Raw genomic sequence first — 13,813 nt, 5'->3', positions numbered from 1 at the left:
GCCGCGGTACCCGGCCGCCTGTCTGGCTGTCTGACAGGTTCATGCGAGTGATCCTGCGGGTTACGCGACGGTGCTGTCAAGAGTTGGATCCCCGGCGACGAAGCGGGAGAGGGCGAGAGGCTGCGGCCACGCATCTCGGGCGAGGCCCGTACCCGGCGCTCGGCCGGGCCGGGTCGGGTGGAGCCGCCCCGCGACTTCACCCGGTGTAGCCGGCAGGCAACCGTATCGGCTCGGAAGATCACTCCAGCCCGGATGACGGCCCCAGGCCGTTTCGTGGATCGGTCATCCCGTCCAAACCCGCCGGCAGGCCTCCGGGTTGCCGGTGTCCGGCGCTTCGAGAGCGCCCGTCATCGCAGCTCAGGGGGCAGGTTCTGGTCATTCGGGGGTCGTTGGTGGTCACGGGTCCGTCACTGGCCGGTCGAATCGTCTCCAAATCTTGAGCACAAATCCCACACATCCCTCTCTTCAGACGGGCCTCGATGGTCTAGATTGACCGTGCTTCGCATGCTGTGACACGAAGCGACAAACGTTGATCTATGGGCCTCTATGGGGCTCTATGGGTCTGCGCTACGGACGGCCAGCAACGGAGTCTCCGAAAGTTCGGCAGGGCGTGCGGGTTCCTGCCGTCCGGCTGGATTGCTCAAGTGACGCCGAACCAGCCGAAGTGTCATGCGTGGTGCGGGGGCGGGGCTTCCCGTGGGGGAGAAACGGCGTTGTTCGGCTACGTACCACTGGGAACCGGGGGGTTTCTGTGCGGCAGGGGGGATTAGTCGGCCCATTTCCGTCGGCGCGCGGGCGTCTGGCGGACGGCGCGATCAGCCAGCCGGCGAGCGACTGGGAGCAGCGGTACCGCCGTACCGTGCTCACCAGCGACACCGTGGCCACCGGCTCGGTGGTGGCGGCGATCGGCAACTTCTTCGGGGTCCGGGACGCGGCCAACTGGCACGAGAAGTGGGGCATCCTCGCTTTCGGCACCGAGCTGCTGGTGCTGGGAGCGCTGTGGGTGAGCCGGGCGTGGGCGCCGGCCGTGCTGGGCCAGGGAGCCGAGGAGTTCCGCCGGCTCGGACGCTCACTCTTCACGGCGACGGTCGTGCTCGCGCTCGGCGGGATCGCCCTCACCTCGCGCAACATCAAGCTCTGGATCTTCGTCGCGATCCCGGCGATCGCGCTCGTCACCATGACCGAGCGGTATCTGCTCCGTCTCCGGCTGCACAAACAGCGGAAGCAGGGGCTGTGCCTGAGGCCGGTGCTCGCTGCCGGGAGCCCGGCCACCGTGCACGACCTGATCACCCGCACCCGCAAGTTCCCGCACCTCGGCTGGCGGGTGGACGCGGTGTGCACGACGGACGGCCGCGGGCTCGACGACGGCCCGCCGCTCGACGGTGACCAGCTGGACGGAGTGCCGGTCGTCGGCGGACTGGCGGACGTCGCGGGCCACGTCCGTCGCGGCGGCTACCGGGTCGTCGCCGTCACACCGGACCCGTACTGGTCACCGGACCGGCTGCAGCGGCTGGCGTGGAACCTCGAAGGCAGCGATGCCGAGATGGTCGTGGCCCCCGTGCTGATGGAGGTGGCGGGGCCGCGACTGCACGTCGACGCGGTGCTCGGCATCCCCCTGCTGCGGGTCAGCATGCCGACCTTCACCGGGGGGCGCCGCGCGGTCAAGGAGGTCGTCGACCGGTTGGGCGCGGCGATCCTGTTGGTGCTCTTCGCGCCGCTGATGGTGCTCGTCGGGCTGCTCGTCCTGATGGACAGCCGGGGTGGCGTGTTCTACCGCCAGCGCAGAGTCGGCAAGGACGGGCGCGAGTTCACCATTCTCAAGTTCCGCACCATGGTCGCCGGCGCGCACGGGGCACGTGCCGAGCTGGCCGACCGCAACGAGGGCGCGGGGCTGCTGTTCAAGCTCCGGCGGGATCCGCGGGTGACCCGGGTGGGCACGGTGCTGCGCCGGTACTCGCTCGATGAGCTTCCGCAGCTCTTCAACGTGCTCACCGGATCGATGTCGCTCGTCGGTCCCCGGCCTCCGTTGCCGGAGGAGTGTGCCGCGTACGACCCGGACATCCGGCGGCGGTTGCTGGTCAAGCCCGGGCTCACCGGCCTGTGGCAGATCAGCGGACGTAGCGACCTGCCGTGGGAGGAGGCGGTCCGCCTCGACCTGCGGTACGTGGAGGACTGGTCGCTCGCCCTGGACACGGTGATCTTGTGGAAGACGCTGCGCGCGGTCCTGCACGGCCAGGGGGCCTACTGATGCGGCCTGTTGATGCACGGGGGGTCGGCGAACGGCCGACGCACGGACCGCAGGCCGCAGGGGCCTGCCCGGGGGAGGAACGAGCAATGAGAGTAAGCGTCTTCGGGCTCGGCTACGTGGGCTGCGTGTCGGCCGCGTGCCTGGCCGGCATGGGCCACCAGGTCATCGGGGTGGACGTGAACCAGGTGAAGGTCGACCTGGTCAACGACGGCAAGGCCCCTGTGGTCGAGGAGCGGATCGGCGAGCTCACCGCCGAGGTCGTGCGGACCGGCGCGTTACGTGCCACCACCGACGTCCACGAGGCGATCATGGGCAGCGAGGTGTCGCTGATCTGCGTGGGCACCCCGTCGGAGCCCAACGGCAGCCTGTGCACCACGTATCTGGAGCGGGTCACCGAGGAGATCGGCGCCGCGCTGGCGGATCGCAGTGGGCGCAGTGGGCGCAGTGGGCGGCACACCGTCGTGTTCCGCAGCACCATGCTCCCGGGCACCTGCCTGAACCTGCTGGTACCGATCCTGGAGAAGTCCGTCGGCGGTACGGCCGGGGTGGACATCGGGGTCGCGGTCAACCCGGAGTTCCTGCGCGAGGGCACGAGCGTGCGGGACTTCTTCGATCCGCCCAAGACCGTCATCGGCGAGCTCGACGCGGCGAGCGGCGACGTGGTCGCGGCGCTGTACGACGGCCTGCCCGGCGAGGTGTTCCGGGTGCCGGTCCCGGTGGCCGAGGCGATCAAGTACGCGGACAACGCGTTCCACGGCCTCAAGATCGGCTTCGCGAACGAGCTGGGCGCGGTGTGCCAGGCGCTCGGGGTGGACTCGCACCAGGTGATGGACGTGTTCCTGGCCGACCGCAAGCTGAACATCAGCCCCGCCTACCTGCGTCCCGGCTTCGCGTTCGGCGGCTCCTGCCTGCCCAAGGACCTGCGCAGCCTGGTCCACGCGGCGCGGCGGGCCGACGTCTCGGTGCCCATCCTCGCCCACGTACTGCCCTCCAACGCCGACCACCTGCAACGCGCGGTGGAGCTGGTCGAGCGCACCGGCAAGCGCCGGGTGGGCCTGTTCGGGCTGTCCTTCAAACCCGGCACCGACGACCTCCGCGAGAGCCCGCTCGTCGAGCTGGCGGAGCGGCTCTTCGGCAAGGGGTACGAACTCAAGATCTACGACGCCAATGTGAGCCTCTCCCGGCTGATCGGCGCGAACCGCGAGTACATCGAGACCCGGCTGCCGCACCTCGCGCAGCTGCTCGCGGACTCCGTCGAGGAAGTGCTCGACCATGCCGAGGTGTGCCTGGTCGGGACCAGGGATGTGGCCGTGCTGTCGGCGCTGCCCCACGGTGGCGACGGCCCCGTACTGATCGATCTCATCCGCCTTCCCGACGCCGACGCGCGCCGGACCGAACCGGGGTACGTGGGCCTTGCTTGGTGACGCAGTCAGTGACGAACGACCGGGCCGGCGCGCGCTGATCCTGGTGGAGAACCTGTCGGTGCCGTTCGACCGGCGGGTGTGGCAGGAGTGCACGACGCTGCGCGACGCGGGCTGGGAAGTGCACGTCATCTGCCCGAAGGGCAGCAAGCGGGACACGGAGGCGGCGGCCGTGATCGACGGGGTGCGGATCCACCGCTACCCGTTGCGCGCGGCCACCGGAGGCCCTGCCGGCTACCTGCGGGAGTACGGATCGGCGCTGTGGCACACGCTCCGGCTGGCCCGCAAGGTCGGCCCGGTCGACGTGGTCCACGCCTGCAACCCGCCCGATCTGCTGTTCCTGCCGGCGTTGTGGATGAAGCGGCGCGGCGCGCGGTTCGTCTTCGACCAGCACGACCTCGTACCCGAGCTGTACCTCTCCCGGTTCGACCGCGGTGCGGACCTGCTCTACCGCGCCGTGTGCGCGCTGGAACGGTTCACCTACCGTGCCGCGGACATCGTGCTCGCCACGAACGAGAGCTACCGGGACGTCGCGCTGCGCCGCGGCGGCAAGCGCCCTGCGGACGTCTTCGTGGTACGCAGCGCGCCCGCCGTCGAGCGGTTCAGACCGGTGCCGCCGGAGCCGGAGTTGAAGCGCGGCAAGCCGCACCTGCTGTGCTACCTCGGTGTCATGGGCCCGCAGGACGGCGTCGACTACGCCCTGCGGTCCCTGGCGAAGCTGCGCGACGAACTCGGACGTACCGACTGGCATGCGGTGTTCGTCGGCGCCGGCGACGCCTTCGACGCGATGGTGGACCTGTCCCGGCGGCTCGGGCTCGCCGAACAGGTGCAGTTCACCGGGCGCATACCGGACGCCGACCTGGTGCGCTACCTGTCCACCGCGGACGTGTGCCTCTCCCCCGACCCACGTAATCCGCTCAACGACGTGTCGACCATGAACAAGGTCCTGGAGTACATGGCGATGGGCCGACCGATCGTCTCGTTCGACCTGCGGGAGGCGCGGGTCTCCGCCGGCGACGCCGCCGTCTACGCGGCCGCCAACGACGAGGCCGAGTTCGCCGAGCTCATCGCGCTGCTGCTGGACGACCCCGAGCGGCGGGCCCTGATGGGCAAGCTCGGCCAGGAGCGGGTCGGCGGGCCGCTCTCCTGGAGCAACTCGCAGACATCGCTGCTCGCCGCCTACGCCGCCGCATGCGACGGCCGCACTCCGGTGTCGGACGGCGGCCCGGTCCGTACGAGGAAGAGGCCGGGCAGTTGAGCGACGACACGATCCGCCTGGTCACCCTCGGGCGGATATTTCGCGGGCGCTGGCGGCTCCTCGCCGTTCTCACCGTGGTGGGCGCGCTCGCCGGCTACGGCACCTCGGTGGTGTTTCCACCGCGGTACACGGCGTCCGCATCGGTACTGCTGCCGGGGCAGTGGGAAGAGCGTGAGCTGCTGACGCAGGTGGACATCGCGACCAGCTCGTCGGTGGTCGACCTCGCGGCCGCCAAGCTCGGCCGGCCGGACGTCAGCGGCGAGGAACTGCGGGAGCGGGTGACCGCCCAGGCCGCCGACGGGAACATCATCACGATCTCGGGTACGGCCGACACCCCGGCACGCGCACAGCGCCTCGCCGACCAGGTGGCCCAGCAGTTCGTCGGATTCGCCAGGCGGATCGCGGGCGGCAGCACGGACCCCGACGCGGCCACGGGGACCGACGCGCTGCGGCAGAAGGTGGTGGAGACCGACCGCCGCATCACCGACCTGGCCGCCGCGGCCGACCCGGGCCGGACCGTGGAGGGCGCGCAGGCGCGCACCTCGCTCGAAAAGCTGCGCACCTCCCTGGAAGAGGCCATGACGAAGCTGGCCGAGGCCGACCGGGCGAGCGACAAGGCCGGCATGGTCGTCATGGATGCCGCGGCCCGGCCGACCGGTGCGGCGCCACCGACGAGGGGCCAGCTCATCGCGGCAGGGGCGCTGCTGTTCTTCCTGCTCGCGGTCGTCGGCCACCTCGTCGCCGCACGGATGAACCGCCGGCTGCGCACCGAAGCGGACATCGCAGCGGCGCTGGGCTCGGCGGTCCTCGGCACCGTCGACGTACCGGGTGAACCGCGCGCGCACCGGGCGGAGAACCGCGGCCCGTGGGCCCGGATCCGCCGACTCCTCGGCGCCGACACCCCGTGGGACGTACCGATCCAGCAGGGCCCCGGGGACGAGGCCGGCATGCTGATCCGCTACCGGCGGGTGTGCGTGCGCCTCCGCGACCGGATCCCGGCCCCACGGCGGCTGCTCGTCGTCGTACCGGACGGCGACGAGATCGCCCGCCGGGCCGCCGGGCAGCTCGCCGCCGAGGCCGGGAGCGACCTCTCCCCGTCCTCTTCGAGCAGGGGATTCCCCCTGCTGCGGGTGGTGGAGGTGTCGGTGGACCGGCCGATCGTGCCGGACCGCGACACCGAGTCCGGTGCCCTGGTGGTCCTCAGCGCGGGCAGCTGGACCGCGGAGGAGCTCGCCGGCCTCGCCGAGGCGTGCGCGGACGGTGGGCACGAGGTCGTCGGCACCGTCGTCGCCGACCCGGTGGACGCCCGTCCGACGCGGCCTGCCGGCGATCCTCCGGACACCGGCGCTCCGGCGCTCGCGATGCGCGGCCACGCGGCGGGAGGTGCGCTGTGACGACGCGTACGACTTCGGCGTGGCCGGCCGCCGTCCCGCTGCTCGACCTCCAGGCGCTGGTGGCAGCGGTGCGCAGACGCCGCCGCCTCTGGTCCTCCTTGGCGCTGCTGGGACTGTTGGCCGGCGCGGCGGTGGCGGTCCTGCTGCCGCCCGCGCCGAGCGCGGTGACCACGGTGCTGGTCGCACATGAGGATGACCAGCCGAACGACACCGGAACGCTGATCCGCACCGACGCCGCGGTACTGAAGACCTCGCGGATCGCCGGCAAGGCCCTGCGGTCCCTCAAGTCCTCCGAGAAGCCGGCGGACTTCATGGCGGACTACCTGGGCACCGGCTTGACCAACAACCTGCTGCAGATCGAGGTGACCGGTGACAGCGACGCGGAAGCGGTGGCCCGGGCCGAGGCGCTGGCCGACGCGTTCATCGCGGACCATGTGAGCCGGATGCGGGAAGCCGCGAAGGCCGAGGCCGCGGCCCTGACCGACCAGCGGGACCGCATGCGGGACGAGCTCACCAAGGTCAACAAGGCGATCGGGGACCGCTCGCCGGAGAGCGACGACCCGAAAGAGGCGGCGAGCATCGAGACGCTCTTCGCCCGCCGGGCCGAGCTCAACTCCCGGATCTCCGATTTCGACGAGCGGGCCGCCGAGGCGGGCACCGGCACGCCCAAGGTCGTCGCCGGCACGCAGATCGTGGACGCCCCGCACGCGGTGCGGCACTCGCTGCCCAAGGCCGTCGCCACCGACGGCGCGATCGGGCTCGCCCTCGGGCTCGTCCTCGGACTCGCGCTGGCCGCGGTCGGCGCGGTGGTGGCGGACCGCCCCGTGCTGCGCCGGGACATCGCGACGCACCTGGGCGCCTCGGTCATCGCGGAGCTGCCCCACCGGTCGGGCGGGCGGTGGCAGCGCCGACGGACCCGGGCGACACGCGAACGCCTCACCACGACCCTGGCCCGCACCGTGCGCGGCTCCACCGAGCAGGTGTCGCTGCTGGAACTGGGCTGCGCGCGCGACACGAGCGCGCTCGCCACGGACCTGACCACGGCACTGGGCGCTGAGGGGCCGGTGGTCGGCGTCGGCTCGGTCGCACCCGGCACCGCGTGGACCGACCTCCCGTACCTCGGCACCCGGACCGTGCTCGTCGTACGTGCCGGGCACGGCAGCGCCGCATGGCTGCACACCGTGGCGCGACAACTCGCGGACCAGTGCATCGCGGTGCTCGGTGTGGTGCTGATCGACCCCGACCCGCGGGACCGGACCGACGGCACGCTGTGGGACGGGCTGCACACCGCGCTGCGGGGTCACAGCGAGCGGCCGGCCCGGCAGACCGGCACCGGCAAACGGCGGCGGCCCGAGGGTCAGCCGGTGTGGGCCAGTGGGGCCTCCCCTGCTCGAACGGAGTTGAGAGCTCGGGGAAGGGTCCCGGACAACGACCAGGAGGTGCGGTAGCACATGTGCGGCATCGCAGGCACATACCGATGGCCGGACGGCAAGGCCGTGACCGACCGGCTCACCGACATCCTCGCCCACCGCGGCCCGGACGGGGCGGGCCGCTACAGCCACTCCCTCGGCGACGGCGAAGTGCACCTCGGCCACCGGCGGCTGGCCATCCTCGACCTGTCCGAGAACGGCGCCCAGCCGATGGTCGAGGACGGCCTCGCCCTGACGTACAACGGCGAGCTCTACAACGCGCCCGAGCTGCGCGCCGAGCTGACCGCCGCCGGGGCGCGCTTCCGCGGCACCTCCGACACCGAGGTGCTCCTGGAGGCCTGGCGGCGCTGGGGCACGGACTGCCTGCCCCGGCTGCGCGGCATGTTCGCGTTCGGCATCCTCGACGAGCGGACCGGCGAACTGGTGCTGGCACGGGACCAGTTGGGCATCAAGCCGCTGTTCCTGGTCCGGCGCGGCGAAGGCCTGGTGTTCGCCTCCGAACTCAAGGCGCTGGCCGCCGCCACCGGTGGGTCGCTGGAGGTGGACCACGCGGCGCTGGTGGCCTCGCTGCTGTACTACTGGGTGCCGGACTCCCGCTGCGCGTTCCGCGAGGCGGAGAAGCTGCCGCCGGGGAGCTGGCTGCGGATCCGGCCCGACGGCCGGGTGGAGCGCGGCCGGTACTGGCACCTCAAGGACGTCGCCGCCGAGGGCCGGGCGCGGGCCCGGGCCGGCGAGCGGCCGGACCTGGCCGCCATCGTCGAGGAGTCGACCCGGCGCCACCTGCTCTCCGACGTACCCGTGGCCACCTTCCTCTCCGGCGGCCTCGACTCCAGCTGGCTGACCGCGCTGGCGGCCCGCCACCAGCCCGGGATCTCCGCCTACACGATCGGCTTCCGCGCCGAGGACGCCAGGTTCGAGGCGATGCCGGACGACCTGCGCTACGCCCGGCAGGTGGCCGAGCGGTTCGGCGTCGACCTGCGGGAGATCGAGATCGCGCCCGACGTGCTCGACCTGCTGCCGCAGATGACGTACCACCTGGACGAGCCGATCGGCGACCCCGCCGCGATCAACACGTACCTGATCTGCTCGGCAGCCCGGGAGGCCGGGGTCAAGGTGATGCTCTCGGGGATGGGCGCCGACGAGCTGTTCGCCGGCTACCGCAAGCACCTGGCCAACCTGCTCGCGCTGCGCTACCAGCGCGTCCCGCGCCCCCTGCGGCGCGGCGTGTCCGCGGCCGTGGACCGGCTGCCGGTCGCGACGAGCCGCCGGGGATACCGGTCGGTGCGCTTCGCCAAGCGGTTCCTCTCCTTCGCCGAGCTGCCGGAGGAGACCGCGTTCCGGCGCAGCTACACCATGTACGACCGGAGCGAGCTGCTGGGCCTGATCAACCCGGACCTGGCGGGGACGGTCGACGACGTGCTGACCGAACACGCGGACACCTACGAGGACAACGACCTCGACGACTTCGTCAACCGGATGTGCCTGGGCGACGCCCGGATGTTCCTGCCGGGCCTGAACCTCGCCTACACGGACCGCTCCAGCATGGCCGCGTCGACCGAGGTACGGGTGCCGTACGTGGACGTCGAGGTGGTCAGGGCGGCGTTCACCGTGCCCGGCGACCGCAAGATCGTGGGACGGCAGGGCAAAGCCGTCCTCAAGGAAGCGGCCACCTCGATCCTGCCCAAGGAGATCGTCTACCGGCCCAAGGGCCTGTTCAGCGCCCCGCTGCGGGCCTGGATGAGCCGGGACCTCGCGCCGCTGGTGCGCGAGGTCGTCAACGACGGCGAACTCGTCCGCTCCGGGTTCCTGCGCCGCGACGCGCTGCGCCGGCTCGTCGCCGAGGACGCCGCCGGTCAGCGGGACAACTCCAAGCATCTGTGGCATGTGCTGACCCTCGAGCACTGGTATCGGGGCGCGACTTCTGGGGAGAACGCGTGAAGCAGGTTGTGCAGAACTACAAGAGCGGCGAGCTGGCGGTGCTCGACGTGCCGGAGCCGGGGTGCAAGCCGGGGGGTGTGCTGGTCCGCAGCGCCTTTTCGCTGATCTCCACCGGGACCGAGCTGATGAAGGTGTCCGAGGCCGGCATGTCGATGCTGGGCAAGGCCCGCTCCCGCCCCGACCAGGTGGCCAAGGTCATGCAGAGCGTGGCCACCAACGGGGTGCCCGCCACCTACCGCAAGGTGATGGGCAAGCTGGACTCCTACACGCCGCTGGGCTACTCGCTGTGCGGGGTGGTCGAGCAGGTCGGCACCGGGATCGACGACGTGAAGGTCGGCGACCTCGTGGCCTGCGCCGGCAACGAGCACGCGCTGCACGCCGAGCTGAACTGGGTGCCGAAGAACCTCTACGCGCCGGTGCCGGACGGCCTCGCGCCGCGGCACGCGGCCTTCGGCACCGTCGGGTCGATCGCGATGCAGGGCGTCCGCCAGGGCGAGTCACACCTCGGCGATGTGGCGCTGGTCATCGGCCTCGGGCTGATCGGGCAGCTGGTGGTGCAGCTCCTCGCCGCCTCGGGAGTCCGCGTCGTCGGGGCCGACCCCGACCCGGCGCGCTGCGAGCTGGCCGAGCGGCTGGGCGCAGCGGCCTGCGGCGATCCCGCGTCCGCGACCGTCGAGACGGCCGTCGCCGAGCTGACCGGCGGCCACGGCGTGGACCAGGTGTACCTGGCCGCCGGCGGCGGCAGCAATCAGCCCGTCGAGCTGGCGGCGCGGCTCTGCCGCGACCGGGGCCGGGTCGTGGACATCGGCAAGTGCCGCCTGGACCTGCCCTGGAACGCGTACTACGAGAAGGAGTTGGACGTCCGGTTCTCCCGCTCGTACGGCCCTGGGCGCTACGACCCGGAGTACGAGCTGGCGGGCCGGGACTACCCGATCGGCTACGTGCGCTGGACCGAGCGCCGCAACCTGGCGTGCTTCCTCGACCTCCTCGCCCGCGGTCGCGTCGACGTCGAGCCTCTGATCTCCCATATCGCCGACTTCGACGACGCCGTGGAGACGTACCGGCGCCTGAAGGACGGCGAGCTGAAGGCCGTGGCGGTGTTGTTCCGGTACCCCGAACAGGCGGGGGAGGTGCAAGCTCCGGAGGTGGCCGTACCCGCGGTGAACGTACCGCGGAAGCCGGCTCGGGCAGTCAAGACCCCGGTCCGCCTCGCGTTCGTCGGCGCCGGCAACTACGCCACGTCGATGCTCCTGCCCCACCTGGCACAGCGCGACGGCGTCGAGCTGTCGACCGTCGTCACCACGACGGCGCTGTCCGCTGCCAACGCGCGGCGGAAGTTCGGCTTCGCCGAGGCGACCACCGACCTCGACGCCGTGCTCGGTGACAAGTCCATCGACGCGGTGTTCGTCGTCACCCGGCACAGCTCGCACGCCGAACTGACGCGCAAGGCGCTGCTGGCCGGCAAGGCGGTCTTCGCGGAGAAGCCGCTGGCCCTCACCGAGGACGAGCTGGCCGGCGTGCTCGCGGCGGTGGAGGAGTCCGGCAACGACCGGCTCCAGGTGGGCTTCAACCGCCGGTTCGCGCCGCTGCTGAACGAGGCCAAGGAGCGGTTCGGTACCCGCACCGGGCCCGCGAGCCTGCGCTACCTGGTCAACGCGGGCCAACTCCAGCACGGCAGTTGGTACCTCCAGCAGGGCACCGAAGGCTCGCGGTTCGCCGGTGAGGGCGGACACTTCATCGACACGGCGAGCTGGCTGCTCGGGGCCGACCCGGTCTCGGTGTACGCGGTCGGCACGCCCGGCAACGAGGACCTGCAGGTCGTACTGCGCTACCCGGACGGATCCACCGCCACCCTCAGCTACGTCACCACCGGCCCGGCCAGTCTCCCCAAGGAGACCCTTGACCTGGTCGCGGACGGCAAGGCGCTGCGGCTCGACGACTTCGTCCGGGCATCGGTGTACGGCCGCAAGCGGTGGGTCAGCTCGCGGCTGCCCAAGGCCCGCGACAAGGGCCAGAACGCCGAGCTGGCCGCGTTCGTCAAGGCCGTGCGGACCGGTGGGCCGATGCCGGTGCCGCTGGAGTCGCTCGTCGCCACCACGGCGGCCACCCTCGCCGTGCGGACCGCCCTGGCCGGCGGCGCGCCGGTGGCGTTGGCGAGCGCGCGATGACTGTGATCTCGGGGAGCGCGGGCTGGTACTTACGCCGGCTGTCCCGGATGGGACCGCGGGAGGTCGGCGGCCGGGTGGGCGACGCGGTGCGCAGGCGGCGGTGGCGGACGTCGCCGCCCGACTGCCCGAACGTCACCGGCGCCCGGTTCCGTGCGGCACTGCCCGCCGGGACCGTCGCCGCGATCCCTCCGGATGCCGTGAAGCGCCTCCTCGCCGAGGCGGATCGGCTGATGGCCGGGCACGCCGAGTTCTTCGGGGTGGCCCGCGAGGACCTGGTCGACCCGGACTGGTCGTACGACCCGAAGACCGGCCGCCGGGCCCCGTCCGGCTACGCCTTCGACGTGCCGTACCGCAACGAGGACGCGGTCGGGGACATCAAGCAGATCTGGGAGCCGTCCCGGCACCAGTACCTCACCGTGCTCGCCGCCGCCTACGCGGTCACCGGGGACGAGCGGTACGCCGAGCGCGTGGCCACGCACCTGCGGTCGTGGTGGGCGGCCAACCCACCGTTGCGCGGCGTGCACTGGATCAGCGGCATCGAGCTGGGCATCCGGCTGCTGTCCTGGGTGTGGATCCGCCGGCTGCTCGACGGCTGGCCGGGCGCGGCCGGGCTGTTCGAGGACAACCCGGTGGCGCGCAACCAGATCTGGCACCACCAGCGTTGGCTGGCCGCCTTCCCCAGCCGGGGATCGTCGGCGAACAACCATGTCATCGCCGAAGCTGCCGGGCAGACCGCCGCGGCCTGCGCGTTCGGGTGGTTCCCCGACTCGGCCCGCTGGCGGGCCGGCGCGCTGCGGTCACTGGAGCGGCACTTGCGCGCCAACACCTTCCACTCCGGCCTCAACCGGGAGCTGGCCACCGAGTACCACGGCCTCGTGCTGGAACTCGGCCTTGCCGCGCTGGCCGAGGCGGATGCCGCCGGCGTGCCGGTCCCCGCGACCGTACGCATCGTCCTGCTGCGGATGACCGACGCGCTCGCCGCCGTTGTGGACAACCGGCTGCGGCCACCGCGCCAGGGGGACGCGGACGACGGACACGGTCTGATCGTGGACGGCGCGGGCACCGACCGCTGGGGCTCGCTGCTGGCCACCGGCGAGGCCGTGTTCGGCCGGCTCGCCTGGTGGCCGACGGTGACCGGCACCGATGTGCGTACTCCGCTGCTGGCCGCGCTCATCAAGCCCACCGCGCTGCCCGTGTCCCGACCGGCAAGCCGCCCCGCGCACTTCGCCGACGCGGGCATGACCATCCTGCGCGGCCCGGGGGAGATCTGGGCCCGCTGCGACGGCGGTCCGCACGGCTTCCTGTCCATCGCCGCGCATGCCCACGCCGACGCGCTGTCCGTGGAGGTACGGCACGACGGGGTCGACGTGCTCGCCGACCCCGGGACGTACTGCTACCACGGGCAGAGCGAGTGGCGGCAGTACTTCCGCTCGACCCTCGGCCACAACACCCTGCAGCTGGACGGCGCCGACCAGTCCGTCTCCGGCGGCCCGTTCCTGTGGACCCGGCATGCGCGCACTCGCGTCCTGGAGGCGGGTGCGGCCCGTTGGTCTGCCGAGCACGACGGCTACCAGGGTGCCGTGCACCGACGCCGGGTCGAACTCGCCGACGTGAAAAGAGAGTTGAGGATCGTCGACGAGGTGCGCGGCCCGGGCCGCGACGTACGTCTGGCGTTCCACCTCGGCCCCGCGATCACCGCGCACCTGACGGGCGACCGTGCGGTGCTCACCTGGACCGTGGACGGCGAGGAGCGCTCCGCGGAGCTGGAACTGCCCGCGGAGCTGGCCTGGCGGGCGCACCGCGGGGAGACCGCGCCGCCGCTGGGCTGGTACTCCGCCGGCTTCGGGCGCAAGGAACCCACCACCACGCTGATCGGCACCGGCTTCACCGACAGTGCTGTGCTGTCGGGGGAGTTCACCACCGTGCTCAGGTTCGGCGGCTGAGGGGCGCGTGGGA

The 13,813-nt window shown here is 72.1% G+C and carries 8 protein-coding genes; all 8 read left to right on the top strand.

From position 1 onward, the window contains the following. The first annotated feature begins 751 nt into the window (after positions 1-751). Entirely contained in the window at positions 752-2,248 is a 1,497-nt protein-coding gene (locus tag IF20_RS26575) for a sugar transferase (protein WP_052867876.1), read from the top strand. A gap of 86 nt (positions 2,249-2,334) precedes the next feature. Next, positions 2,335-3,672, top strand: coding sequence for a nucleotide sugar dehydrogenase (locus IF20_RS26570; protein WP_052867875.1), 1,338 nt, complete (start codon positions 2,335-2,337; stop codon positions 3,670-3,672). Continuing rightward, positions 3,662-4,927 carry a glycosyltransferase family 4 protein gene (locus IF20_RS26565; protein ID WP_052867874.1) on the top strand — a complete coding sequence of 422 codons (1,266 nt, stop codon included), beginning with the start codon at positions 3,662-3,664 and terminating at the stop codon, positions 4,925-4,927. The genes IF20_RS26570 and IF20_RS26565 overlap by 11 nt, the downstream gene beginning before the upstream one ends. Further along, positions 4,924-6,321, top strand: coding sequence for a Wzz/FepE/Etk N-terminal domain-containing protein (locus tag IF20_RS26560; RefSeq protein ID WP_052867873.1), 1,398 nt, complete (start codon positions 4,924-4,926; stop codon positions 6,319-6,321). Before IF20_RS26565 ends, IF20_RS26560 begins: the two co-directional genes overlap by 4 nt. Further along, positions 6,318-7,769, top strand: coding sequence for a Wzz/FepE/Etk N-terminal domain-containing protein (locus tag IF20_RS26555; RefSeq protein ID WP_052867872.1), 1,452 nt, complete (start codon positions 6,318-6,320; stop codon positions 7,767-7,769). Before IF20_RS26560 ends, IF20_RS26555 begins: the two co-directional genes overlap by 4 nt. 3 nt (positions 7,770-7,772) lie before the next feature. After that, positions 7,773-9,689 carry an asparagine synthase (glutamine-hydrolyzing) gene (asnB, locus tag IF20_RS26550; RefSeq protein WP_052867871.1) on the top strand — a complete coding sequence of 639 codons (1,917 nt, stop codon included), beginning with the start codon at positions 7,773-7,775 and terminating at the stop codon, positions 9,687-9,689. Next, on the top strand, positions 9,686-11,857 hold the full coding sequence (locus tag IF20_RS26545) for a bi-domain-containing oxidoreductase (protein ID WP_052867870.1): 2,172 nt from the start codon (positions 9,686-9,688) through the stop codon (positions 11,855-11,857). Before asnB ends, IF20_RS26545 begins: the two co-directional genes overlap by 4 nt. Next, positions 11,854-13,800: an alginate lyase family protein gene (locus IF20_RS26540; RefSeq protein ID WP_052867869.1), complete on the top strand. Its 1,947-nt coding sequence runs from the start codon at positions 11,854-11,856 to the stop codon at positions 13,798-13,800. Before IF20_RS26545 ends, IF20_RS26540 begins: the two co-directional genes overlap by 4 nt. The last annotated feature ends 13 nt before the right edge of the window (positions 13,801-13,813 follow it).

The organism is Streptomyces niger, from assembly GCF_000718305.1.
Classification (GTDB): Bacteria; Actinomycetota; Actinomycetes; order Streptomycetales; family Streptomycetaceae; genus Streptomyces; species Streptomyces niger.
The sequence above is the reverse complement of the archived record's forward strand: the minus strand, read 5'-3'. Positions and strand labels throughout refer to the sequence as shown.